We start from the raw sequence: 12,243 nt of genomic DNA on the forward strand, positions 1-12,243 counted from the left end.
TGCAGAAAAGCCGCCGATGTGAATCGGCGGCTTCTTCGTATTCGCGCAAGCAACGTAGCCCGGCACCGGCGGATTACCGCGTGTTGTGGGAGCGGCGTAAGCCGCGAGGCTGACGGCATTCGAAGTCCTGGAGCTTTGTGCACACCCAAGCTACGGGCGCTTCGCGACCTACCCGGGCCACAGCGCTTGCTTGCCACAACTACTTCAGCGGATGCCTTACCTGGCCCTCACCGCGCACCACGAAGCGCTCCACAGTCAACGCTTCCAGACCCATCGGTCCATAGGAATGCAGGCGCGTGGTGGAAATGCCGATCTCCGCACCCAGGCCCAGCTCGCCGCCATCGGAGAAGCGTGAAGAGGCATTGACCATCACCACTGCCGAACGCAATGCACGCACGAAGGCTTCGCCATGCACTGGATTTCCGGTGGCGATGACTTCGGTGTGATCGGAGGTGAAGGTCTGGATATGGGCGATGGCCGCAGCCATGCCCGGCACGACCCGGATCGCGAGAATCAGATCCAGGTATTCAGCGGCGTAGTCCTCTCCCGTTGCCGGCACGACGTCCGCAAGCAAGGCCTGGGTCGCTGCATCACCACGCAGCTCAACGCCCCGCTCGCGCAGCGCTGTGGCCGCCAGCGGCAGGAACTGCGCCGCGATCGCCTCATGTACCAGCAGCGTCTCCAGCGAATTGCAGGCTGAAGGGCGCGAAGCCTTGCCGTCGACCAGCAAGTCCACAGCCAGCTGCAGATCGGCGCTGTCATCGACAAACAGATGGCAGACGCCCTTGTAGTGTTTGATCACCGGTACGCGCGCATGCTCGGCAACGAAGCGGATCAGGCCTTCGCCGCCACGCGGAATCGCCAGATCGATGATGTCGTTGAGCTGCAGCAGCTCCAGCATGGTCTCGCGGCGCAGGTCTTCAACCAGCGTGAGTGCCGCATCCGGCAAATTTGCCTGGCGCAATGCGCGCTTGAGACTGGCAGCAATCGCCGTGTTGGAATGGATGGCCTCGGAGCCACCGCGCAGGATCACGCCATTGCCGGCCTTGATGCACAGCGCTGCGGCATCGGCAGTCACGTTCGGCCGCGCCTCGTAGATCATCGCGATCACGCCCAGTGGCACCCGCACCTTCTGCACGCGTATGCCATTGGGCCGGTCGTAGTCGCGGGTAACTTCGCCCACCGGATCCGGCAAGGCGGCGACTTCGCGTAGCGCATCGGCGACACCGAGCAGGCGCTCTGGATTCAACGCTAAACGATCCAGCATTGCCGAACCAACGCCCTTCTCGCGTGCGGCCTGCAGATCGCGTGCGTTCGCCGCAAGAATGCTGCCAGCATCGGTTTCCAACGCAGCGGCCATCGATTTCAACAGCGCGCTGCGGGCGGAACTGGAAAGCAGGCCCAGCTGCTGCGCGGCATCGCGGCATTGCAATGCAAGGGTGCGGATATCACTCATGTTCTGTCCTGCCGATGATCAAGGGAAAACTCACAGCAACACCAGGTCGTCACGATGGACCACGTTGTCGCCGTAGTTGTAGCCAAGGATGGATTCAATCTCGCTGGTGTGGTGCTGGCTGATACGGCGGATATCGAGGGCGGAATACTGACTGACGCCACGAGCCACGCGCTGTTGCCCCTGCGGATCGAACAACCGCACTTCCACCATGTCGCCACGACGGAACTCGCCTTCCGCGCCCACCACGCCACCGGGCAGCAACGAGGCGCCCTTGTCGCGCAATGCGCGCGCCGCGCCGGCATCGATCAGGATCGCGCCCGGCTCAAGCGGCGCATGCTTCAGCCAATACTTGCGCGCAGCGATACGTGACTGCCCGGCGTGCAGGCGGGTACCGTGCAGCCTCCCCTGCGCCAGCCCACGCACTACATCGCCACTGCGGCCATTGAACAGGAAGGTATCGATGCCAGCGGCGCCAGCCTTGGCGGCGGCCTGCAGCTTGGTGTGCATGCCGCCAGTGCCAACTGCGCTACCGCTGCCACCGGCCATCGCCAATATTTCCGCGGTCAGCTCAGTAACTTCGTTGATCGGTTGCGCACCGGGATTACTGCGCGGATCAGCGGTGTACAGGCCATCGATGTCGGTGGCGATGAACAACGCGTCGGCATCGACCAAAGCCGCGACGATGGCGGCAAGATTGTCGTTGTCCCCCAGCTTGAGCTCATCCACCGACACGGTGTCGTTCTCGTTGATGACCGGCAGCGCACCGAGCGCCAGCAGTTCGTTGAGCGTTGCGCGCGCGTTGAGGTAACGGCGGCGATTGCGCAGGTCGTCGTGGGTGAGCAGCACCTGCGCCACTGGGCGTTCGAAGAAACGCTGCCACAGCCCGATCAGCTGCGCCTGGCCCAACGCGGCCAGTGCTTGCCGCGCTGCCATTGCCGCCCCCGCCTCTGCAGCCTTGGGTACGATGGCACGCCCGGCGGCGACTGCGCCGGAAGAGACAATCACTACTTCGCGACCAGCCAGCACATTGGCCGAAACAAACTGCGCCAGACCGAGCGCGAAGCGCGGAGTCAGCCCACCACCGTCGGCGGCCAGCAAGCTGCTGCCTACCTTGAGGACGGCGCGGCGCCACTGCGGCAGTGCTTGCTCGGTGAACGGCGAGAACGAAGTCTGGATCATGGGTCAGCGCGTATTCCACTCGTGGATGGTCAGCTCAGAGCTGTCCTGGATGGCCAGGGGGTCGGTGGCGACAATCGCTTTGGCAGCTTCGAGTGTTTCGATGTTCTTCAGCACATAAGCGCCGCCGGTGCCGTCGCTGAAACCGCCTGTCAGGTGCAGTTGATCTTTCGCAACGAGTGCGTCGAGGAAAGCCATGTGTGGAGCAATCACTGCATCGTCGAATGACGGTTTGCGCATTGCCAGTACCAGGTAGAGCTTCATTGAATTCTCCTTTTTCTGCGTATGACACCACGCCGAAGCGGACGTTGGTGCGATTGCTTTCGCTTGGAACTTGCTGTGGCTGTGGTCTTGGATTTGGCTGTTGCTTTGGCTGTTGCTTAAGCCCCTCTCCCGCCTGCGGGAGAGGGGTTGGGGTGAGGGGAAGCTTCTAGCTAGCCAAAGTCAAAAGCCCCCTCATCCGCCCTTCGGGCACCTTCTCCCGCAAGCGGGAGAAGGGACAGCCGGAGCCGGAGCCGGAGCCACGGCTACGGCTACGGCTACGGCCACGGCAGCAGCGACAGCAACAGCAACAGCAACAGCAACGGCCAACACCAAAGCCAAAGCAAAGCCAAAGCAAAGCCAAACCTAAACCAATACGGGCGCCTTTCGGCGCCCGCATCAAATCATCAGTCCCGCAACGCGCTCCAACGCGCACTGAGCTCTTCCAGTCGCAGATCCGCCGCAGCACCAGGCGACACGCGCGCAGCCAAACTGCCCTCAGGCGTACGCCCCTGCCCCGCCGTATCCGCTGCCTCTGCTGCCGCCTTGTAGGCGTCCCGGAACGGCACGCCCGCCACCGCAGCCTCCACCGCAACGTCGGTCGCATACATACCCGAATCAATCGCAGCGCGAATGTTGTCATCGCGCCAATCCAGATTCGACAACAAGGCCGGCAACAACTCCAGCGCTGCCAGACCACGGCCAAAACCGTGCACGATCGCGCCCTTGGAGTTCTGCAGGTCGCGCTGGTAACCGGATGGCAGCGACAGCAGCTGCTCGATCTCGGTGCGCGCGGCGGCGATGCTGGCATGGGTCGCGCGCATCAACTCGATCACGTCCGGATTGCGCTTGTTCGGCATGATTGAACTGCCGGTGGTGTACTGCGCCGGCAATGCGACGAAGGCGAACTCACCGGTAGTGAACAGCGACAGATCCCACGCGATACGACGCAGGTCCAGCGTCGCACCGCCCAGCGCCTCCAACGCAGCCAGTTCGAACTTGCCGCGCGAGAGCTGCGCGTAGATCGGGCTGATCTGCATCCGCGAGAATCCGAGCGCTGCCGTGGTGTGCTCACGATCCAGCGGCAGGTTGACGCCGTAACCGGCGGCCGTACCCAGCGGATTGGTGTCGATCAGCGCACGCGTGTCACGGGCACGGATGGCGTTGTCGATGAAGGCTTCAGCCCAGCCGGCCCACCACATGCCCGCCGAGGACACCACGGCGCGCTGGATGTGGGTATAGCCCGGCAACGGCTGCAGCTGCTCGGCAGCCGCGCGGTCCAAGGCAACCTTGGCGACCTCGGTACTGATCTGCGCCACACGCTCCAGCTTGTCCTTCAACCACAGGCGGGTAGCGACCAGGATCTGGTCGTTGCGGCTGCGGCCGGTGTGGATCTTGCGTCCAGCATCACCCAGGCGCTCGGTCAGTCGTGCTTCGATGGCCGAGTGGCAATCTTCGTACTGCTCGTCCAGCACGAATGCGCCACTGCGGAAATCCTCGGCCAGAATCGCCAGCTCACGCTTCAGCGCAGCCTGTTCATCCTCACTGAGGATGCCGATATGCTGCAGGCCTTCGGCATGTGCGGTGCTGGCCTGGATGTCGTGCAGGAAGAACTCACGGTCCAGGATGACGTCGTCACCGGCCAGGAAGGTCTGGATCTTCGCATCAACCGCAACGCCGGGTTTCTGCCAAAGCAAATTAGTCATGTCGATCTCTATAAGTGCAGCTTTGTAGGAGCGGCGTAAGCCGCGAAGCTGGCAACCTCTCAGCCGCCACTCCACCAAAAATCAATAAGGAACCGCCATCAGCTCGTCCAGCCCCAACGCCCGGTTGAGGTTCTGCAGTGCCTGCGTAGCCGCACCCTTGAGCAGGTTGTCGATGGTCGCCACCACCACCACGCGTTTGTTGCCCGGCGCCATGGTGAAGCCACCAATCTGCACACCGTGCTTGCCGGCAATACGGCTGACCCACGGCGCATCATCGACCACGTCGATCAGTGGCTCGTTGGCATAGCGCTGCTGGTACAACGCGACGATCTCTTCGCGACTGCGCGGCTGCTGCAGCCACAGATTGACGGTCATGGTGATGCCGCGGAAATGCGGCGCGACATGCGGCATGAACTCCACCGGTACGCCAAGCTGGGTCGACACCTCGCGCTCATGCACGTGATTGGTCAGCGCGTAAGGCATCAGGTTGTCGCGCAGCAGCTCGGGGTTGTTCTTGTCCGACGGTGTGGTGCCAGCGCCAGACCAGCCAGACACACCAAAGCAGGTCGGCGGGCCAGCCAGCTGGCTCAGCAGCGGCGCGATCGCCAGCTGCATTGCGGTGGCGTAGCAGCCCGGGTTGCTGATCCGCTTCTGCCCGGCATAACGGGCTCGGGTCAACTCCGGCAGACCGTAATACCAGTTGTTGTCGAAACGATAGTCAGCCGACAGATCAACGATCACGGTATCTGGTGCAGCTGTATCCAGTGCGGCCACGAAGGGCTCGCCTTTGCCGTTGGGCAGTGCCAGCACCACTGCATCCACGCCCTTGGCGGCGACCGCCTCCGGGTCCAGGCTTTCGTAACGCAGCTCGCCGTTGTAAGCATCATTGTGGTCAGCCACGCGCTGCCCGGCCAGCTCACGCGAGGACACGAAGGCCAGCGCGATGCGCGGGTGTGAGGACAGCAGGCGGATCAACTCGGCGCCGGTATAACCACGCGCGCCAACGATACCTACCGAGAATTTGTTGTCAGTCATGAATGCGAATCCAGAAGGAATTGCAGGTGGGTTTTCACCGCCGGCCACTCCGTATCGATGATGGAGAACACCACGGTATCGCGGCGCGATCCGTCGGCGTGACGCTTGTGGCTGCGCAATACGCCATCCTGCTTTGCGCCAAGGCGGGCAATGGCGGTGCGCGAGGCGTGATTGAACCAGCTGGTCTCGAAGCCCACGCTGATGCAACCCAGGGTTTCAAACGCATGCCGCAGCAACAGCAGCTTGGCCTCGGTGTTCAGCCCGCTGCGTTGTACACGCGGGTGGTACCAGGTGTAGCCGATGTTCAAACGCGGCACGTCGGCTTCAAGCGCGTAGTAGCGGGTGCTGCCAACAACCTCGCCACTGGCATCCTTGACCACGAACGCGAGCACCCTGCCCTGCGCCTGTGCTTCCAGCGCAGCGACGATGTAATGGCCAGCGCGTTCCGGCGTGGGTACATTGGTGTACCAGCAGCGCGACAACTCGCCCTCGCCCAAGGCACGCTGCAGCGCAGGCACGTGCTCAAGCTGCAGTGGCTCCAGCGTCACATGCCGGCCCTTCAGGGTCGGCACCTGGCTCCAGTGCCCGGCGGTGGCAAGGTCCATACTCACCCTTGCAGGCTCGGCTTGCGCTCACCGCAATGCGCGACGTAGCCCTTGATGCTGTCGAAGTCGGCGGCGCCGAACCAGAACACTTTCCAGTAGTCCAGCTTGTAGCAGCCATCGGACTCGGAGTAATAGAAATGATTGACCGGGTTGCCGTTGCGCGAGCGCCAGAACAGCTGCGGGGTTTCTTCCAGCATCACGTTCCACACCGCGCGGCCAAGGCCTTCGCCCTGGGCGTCGTCGAGCACGGCGAACTTGTCCAGGTACACGCCCTCGGCTTCATCGGTCAGCACCACCGCAGTGCGATAGTTCTCACTGACATAGGCGCGCAGCAACTTGGTCTTCTCGAAGTAGTCAGGCACCAGCGTCCGGCCGAAACTCGATTCGATCAGTGACTTCAACCGCGCGGTGTCCAGCTGATCCCACGACGTGGCCTTCAGCACCTTTTCCCCACGGCGTACCAGCGTGCCGGAACCCTTGTGGGTGAACAGTTCCTTGGCCAGATCGGCCGGGCGCGTGATCGACACCGAGGACTCTTCCGGCAAACGATCGAGCAGGTCCTTGATCTGCTCGATCTTGACCCGCATGCCGCCATGGATCCACGGCTGCTGCATCAGCTGCTCGTATTCGGTGGACAGGTTGATCGAGTCGATCAGCTTGCCTTCTTCATCGAGCAGGCCGCCGGTGCCGGTCAGGAAGATGATCTTGTACGGCTGCAGCTCCTGCACCAGCTCATTGGCAGCGAAGTCGGCGTTGACGTTGAGGATCTGCCCGCTCGGGGTTTCGCCCAGGCTGGTGATCACCGGGATCGAACCGGCGCGCAGACTGGCTTCGATCGGCGCCAGATTGACCTTCTTTACTTCGCCGACCAGACCGTAGGTGTCCACGTCCAGGTATTCGGCCTCGAACACACCACCGGTGATCGAGGTAGCACGCGCACCGTTCTGCTGCAGTGCTTCGACCAGCTTGAGGTTGGACTGCTGGAACACCTTGCGCACGATCGCCAGCGCTTCCGGCGAGGTCACGCGCAGGCCATCAATGGTCTTCTTCTCGATGCCGGCAGCCGACAGCTCGGCATCCAGCTGTGGGCCGGCACCGTGCAGCACGATCGGGGTCAGGCCCACTTCCTGCAGGAACGACAGCGACGAGGTCAGCGCTTCCAGGTCGTCGCGCAGCACTGCGCCACCGACCTTGACCACGGCAAAGCGCTTGGCATCAAGCTGCGAAAAGCGCTTGAGGTACTGGCTGATTTCCTTCGCACTGGCCATGCTCGAAAGCAGGCGGACGATGGTCTGGCGGGTCTGGCGGTGCGGCTGCATGGCTGGGGACATTGCTTGTATCTACATGGCGACCTTGAAGGTCGCGGAAAGGAGCCGGCGGCAAGCCGCCGGGCCACGAGCGGCTCAGGCGCCGCGTTGCAGGATCTGCAGCACCGACTCGGCGTAGCGCTGCAACTGCTCCAGCGTGACGAATTCATCGGCGGTGTGGGCCTGGGCGATATCGCCGGGGCCATACACCATGGTTGTGTAACCACCGGCCGAGAACAGCGAGGCCTCGGTCCAGAAATCCACCGCATTGCCGATTGGCAAGCCAAGTTCGTCAGCGATGTCACGCGCAGCCAGGCGACGCTCCTCGGCGCGGGCGATATCACCAGATGGCAGGCTGGGGCCACGGAAGGTTTCTTCGAAATGCGCGGCCTGCGGCTCGGCGAAGCCGGCAAAGGTGCCGAGCAGCGCGTCGATATCCATCGACGGCAACGGCCGGAAGCCAAAGCGCAGCTCGGCCTCGGGCGCGATCATATTGGCCTTGATGCCACCTTCGACGCGGCCGATGTTGAAGCGCAGGCCGGTCAGGCCACCAAAGCGCGCATGCGCCAGCGACTCGACATGCTCAAGCGCCTTGCCGCCCCAGCGCATTGCCTGATGCAAGGCACTGGCGGACGGGTCCTGCTTGCCTGAGGCATGGCCGGCGCGGCCCTGGAACTTCATCAGCACCGAGCTGATGCCACGGTGCGCGAGTACCGCTTCGCTCATGGTCGGCTCGGCAACGATCACCGCTTCATAGGCGATGCCACGCGCCAGGAAGGCGGCGATGCAACGCGGATCATTGGCTTCTTCGTCACTGGAGAACAGGAAGGCAGCATCGCCGTCGGTCAGGTTGGCGGCTGCAACCAGTGCGGCGGCAGCGCCCTTGATGTCGCAGACGCCGAGGCCGACAACGCGGTCATCGAGGCGGCGCATCACGTGCGGATCAGCCGACCAGTGCGGGGAATCCGGCACGGTATCCAGATGCACGTTGAACAGGTATTTCGGCTTGCCACGTACCGCGTAGAAGCTGACCGCACCGGCCCCGTGATCGATCACCTCGACATTGAAGCCCGGCAGGTTGTCGCGCAGGTAATCAAAGATGCCACCGGTGGTGATGGCACGCGGCGGGTTGCGGGTGTCGTAGGACACCAGCTTTTCCAGGTGATCGAGGGTGGATTGGAGCAGCTTGGTCATGGTGGCAGGCAGGTCATCACAGCAATGATCGGGGGAGCATCCCTTCTCCCGCGTGCGGGAGAAGGTGCCCGGAGGGCGGATGGGGGAGCTTTTGATTTGCCGGGGTTTGCTTTGAAAGCAGAGCGACAGCAGAAGCAAAAGCTCCCCTCACCCCAACCCCTCTCCCGTAAACGGGAGAGGGGCTTCAAGCGGCGAGCGTCGTGCGCTTAGCGGTTTACCTGCGCGTACAGCGTGGAGCTCATGCCAAACAGCTTGATGAAGCCTTCGGCTTCTTCCACGCCCCAGTCCGCCGACTGCGCGTAGGTCGCGCCCTTGGCATTGAGGATGTGCTCCGAACGCACTGCCACCGCATCAACGCGGCCACCGCGGGTTTCCAGCACTACTTCACCGGTCACCTTGGCCTGCGAGGCCTTCAGGAAGGCTTCGATGTCGGTCTTGAGTGGGTCGTGGTAGAAGCCTTCGTACACCAGCTCCACCCACTTGCGCGCGACTTCCGGCTTGAAGCGGTTCTGCTGCTTGGTCAGCACGGTGTCTTCCAGCGCGCGGTGCGCGGCCAGCAGCGAGACCAGGCCCGGTGCTTCGAACACGATGCGGCCCTTCAGGCCGATCACGGTGTCACCGGTGTAAACGCCACGGCCAACGCCATACTGCGCGAACAGCTTGTTGAGCTTGGCAAGGATCTGCTCGCCCGGCAGTTCCTTGCCGTCCAGCGCAACCGCTTCGCCTTCGACGAACTTCAGGGTCACGGTCAGCGGCTCGATCGGCCAGGCGCTGCGCGGTGCGCACCAGCCACGTGCGCCCTCGCCCGGGGCTTCCCACTTGTCGATCTCGCCGCCGGACATGGTCAGGCCCAGCAGGTTCTCGTTGATGGTGTAGGCCTGCTGCTTGGCCCGCACGCCGAAACCACGCGCTTCCAGGTACTTCTGCTCGTAGGCACGGGTCTGGGTGTGTTCCTTCTGGATTTCACGGATCGGCGCGACAATCTGGTAGTCGCCCAGTGCCTTCACCGCCAGGTCGAAACGCACCTGGTCGTTGCCCATGCCGGTGCAGCCGTGGGCGATGATGTTGGTGCCCAGCTCGGCGGCGCGCTTGAGCGCGGCATCGACGATCAGGTAGCGGTCGGACACCAGCAGCGGATACTGGCCCTGGTAGCCCTCGCCTGCCCACACGAACGGCTTGACGAAGCCATTCCAGATGGCCGGGCCGCCATCGACGGTGACGTGGCTGGTAACGCCCAGCTCGGCCGCACGCTTTTCGATGAAATCACGCTCGTCGGCATCCACGCCGCCGGTGTCGGCGAACACGGTGTGCACGTTGTAACCACGTTCCTGCAGGTAAGGCACGCAGAAGCTGGTGTCGAGGCCGCCGGAGAAGGCGAGGACGATGTCTTTGCTCATGGGGAAGGAATCTCTGCTGTGGTTCTTGAGCCCCTCCCCGCCGGGGGAGGGGTTGGGGAGGGGGTAATGAAGTTGAGGTGACACGTGGAGCGAGGAGCTGCCCTCACCCCAACCCCTCTCCCGCATGCGGGAGAGGGGCTTCGAGCATTACTTGCCGATCACTGCCGCCATGATCGCCTTCTGCACGTGCAGGCGATTCTCGGCTTCGTTGATTGCAATACATTGCGGCGAATCCATCACGCCGTCGGTGGCCTTGACGTTGCGGCGCAGCGGCAGGCAGTGGCTGAACACGCCGTTGTTGGTCAGTGCCATCTTGGCTTCGTCGACGATGAAGTGCTGGTACTGGTCACGGATCGGCTTTTCAGGCTCCCAGTTGCCGAAGAACGGCAGCGCGCCCCAGCTCTTGGCATACACAACATCGGCGCCTGCGTAGGCGCTCTGGATGTCGTGGCTGACCTGCAGCGAACCACCGCTCTCGGCCACGTTCTGCTCGGCCCAGCCCATGTAGCGCTCGTCGAGGATGTAATCCGGGGTCGGGCACAACAGGGTCACGTCCATGCCCATGCGGGTGGCGATGGTCAGTGCCGAGTTGGCCACCGCGGTGTTCAGCGGCTTGGGATGGTAGGTCCAGGTCAGCACGTACTTCTTGCCGCGCAGGTCGCTGGTGCCGAAATGCTCCTGCAGCGCCAGGATGTGCGCCAGCTCCTGGCACGGATGGGTGATGGTCTCCATGTTGATGACCGGCACCGGCGAATACTTGGCGAAGCTCTTGAGCACCTGGTCTTCGCGGTCCTTGCTCCAATCGACGAACTTCGGGAAGGCGCGCACACCGATCAGGTCGACGTAACGGCCCAGCACCTTGGCCACTTCGGCGATGTGTTCTTCGGTATCACCGTCCATCACCGTACCGAGATTGAACTCGATCGGCCATGCATCCTTGCCCGGCTGCAGCACCACCGCGTGGCCGCCCAGTTGGAACGCGCCCAGCTCGAAGCTGGTGCGGGTACGCATGGACGGGTTGAAGAACACCAGGGCGATCGACTTGCCCTTCAGGTCATCACCCAGCTTGTTCTGCTTGAACAACGACGCCTGGGTGAGCAGCGCGTCGAGCTCGGCGCGGCTCCAGTCCTGGGTGTTCAAAAAGTGCTTCAGAGACATCGATCCTTCCTTTGTTGCGGAAAACCACCGTCGCCGGTGGGCGGATGCGCATGCGCGCGGCTCATTGCGTTTGTAACTTTTGCCGAACCAGAAACGAAAAAACCCAGCCTGGGCTGGGTTTTCAGAACGGACAGCACGAAGCTCCGGTCACCCAGCGAATATGTGGGATTCCGGTCGGCGGGCACGCGAGGTCATGCCGGTGGCCATCCGGGCGGTGCTGGTTTCGTGCTGGAAGCTGGTTGCTTTCATCGTCGCGCATACTCGCACGCAGGTCAGGCCGGCGCAAGTGGCGCGGTGCAACATCACGGAACGCTGTTTGCGGCAGGCGGTGCCTGGCCGATATCCGGGGTGATGGACACCCGCAGCTTGAGCCGGTTACCGGGGTCTTCCGGCAGCCGCGAACGGAATTTGATGCCCTTGTAGACGTAATCCACGTCATAGGCGATAGGCCGGCGGAACTCACGCCCGACCTCGACGATCTTGCATTCCGGAGTCAGCAGCGCGGGAGAACCACCTGACCCCTGGGGGGCGAGCGCCATCTCTTCTTCCTGGGCCTGCCCTTCGTGCTGGCTGAAAATGCCACGCACCGAGTCCCAGAAGCGCCGGAAACCGCCCTTGTCTTCCTCGCCCTTCACCTGCACCGGCGCCAGCGTCCGGGTCGACACCGGCTCGCAGTGCTCCTCGGTACGACTTGCGCGCAGGGTCTGGAATACCGGCTCGACATTGAGCACCTGCGCATAGTCATAGCGCACGTTTTCCATGATCACCACCCGATTGCGCTGCTCCGGTTCCTGCGCAAGCGCGGGCACGGCGGCACCAGCCAACAGGCAGATCGTCGACAGCAATGGAGCAGGTTTCATCAAGATATCGGCAGGAACAGGGCGCGGGTGACGGGTACTAGTGTAGGCAGCACAGCTGCCCCGGGCCTGAACATTACCCATCCGTACG

11 protein-coding genes are annotated in these 12,243 nt (G+C 63.1%); all 11 read right to left on the reverse strand.

Annotated features, from left to right (window positions below):
• Positions 1-199: 199 nt before the first annotated feature.
• Positions 200-1,456: a glutamate-5-semialdehyde dehydrogenase gene (locus ACVOLS_RS10475; RefSeq protein ID WP_481545555.1), complete on the reverse strand. Its 1,257-nt coding sequence runs from the start codon at positions 1,454-1,456 to the stop codon at positions 200-202.
• A gap of 30 nt (positions 1,457-1,486) precedes the next feature.
• Positions 1,487-2,635, reverse strand: a complete 1,149-nt coding sequence (gene proB / locus ACVOLS_RS10480) for a glutamate 5-kinase (protein ID WP_481545556.1) — start codon at positions 2,633-2,635, stop codon at positions 1,487-1,489.
• 3 nt (positions 2,636-2,638) lie between these two features.
• Positions 2,639-2,896, reverse strand: a complete 258-nt coding sequence (locus ACVOLS_RS10485; protein ID WP_481545557.1) for a YciI family protein — start codon at positions 2,894-2,896, stop codon at positions 2,639-2,641.
• 404 nt (positions 2,897-3,300) lie between these two features.
• The gene (gene argH / locus ACVOLS_RS10490) at positions 3,301-4,599 is read right to left on the reverse strand and encodes an argininosuccinate lyase (RefSeq protein ID WP_481545558.1); all 1,299 of its coding nucleotides are present in this window, start codon (positions 4,597-4,599) and stop codon (positions 3,301-3,303) included.
• Between the two features lie 81 nt (positions 4,600-4,680).
• A complete protein-coding gene (gene argC / locus ACVOLS_RS10495; RefSeq protein ID WP_481545559.1) occupies positions 4,681-5,634 on the reverse strand; it encodes an N-acetyl-gamma-glutamyl-phosphate reductase in 954 nt (317 codons plus the stop codon).
• The gene (locus ACVOLS_RS10500) at positions 5,631-6,239 is read right to left on the reverse strand and encodes a GNAT family N-acetyltransferase (protein WP_481545560.1); all 609 of its coding nucleotides are present in this window, start codon (positions 6,237-6,239) and stop codon (positions 5,631-5,633) included. The genes argC and ACVOLS_RS10500 overlap by 4 nt, the downstream gene beginning before the upstream one ends.
• 2 nt (positions 6,240-6,241) lie before the next feature.
• The gene (locus ACVOLS_RS10505; protein WP_481545561.1) at positions 6,242-7,570 is read right to left on the reverse strand and encodes an acetylglutamate kinase; all 1,329 of its coding nucleotides are present in this window, start codon (positions 7,568-7,570) and stop codon (positions 6,242-6,244) included.
• A 72-nt stretch (positions 7,571-7,642) separates the two neighbouring features.
• Complete coding sequence (locus tag ACVOLS_RS10510; protein WP_481545562.1) at positions 7,643-8,740, reverse strand: acetylornithine deacetylase; 1,098 nt, start codon at positions 8,738-8,740, stop codon at positions 7,643-7,645.
• Positions 8,741-8,946: 206 nt separating this feature from the next.
• Positions 8,947-10,137: an argininosuccinate synthase gene (locus ACVOLS_RS10515; protein ID WP_282269815.1), complete on the reverse strand. Its 1,191-nt coding sequence runs from the start codon at positions 10,135-10,137 to the stop codon at positions 8,947-8,949.
• A gap of 147 nt (positions 10,138-10,284) precedes the next feature.
• Positions 10,285-11,295: an N-acetylornithine carbamoyltransferase gene (locus tag ACVOLS_RS10520; protein ID WP_481545563.1), complete on the reverse strand. Its 1,011-nt coding sequence runs from the start codon at positions 11,293-11,295 to the stop codon at positions 10,285-10,287.
• 302 nt (positions 11,296-11,597) lie between these two features.
• Positions 11,598-12,155: a hypothetical protein gene (locus ACVOLS_RS10525; protein ID WP_481545564.1), complete on the reverse strand. Its 558-nt coding sequence runs from the start codon at positions 12,153-12,155 to the stop codon at positions 11,598-11,600.
• Positions 12,156-12,243 lie beyond the last annotated feature (88 nt).

It is taken from the genome of Stenotrophomonas sp. STEN038, from assembly GCF_056759895.1.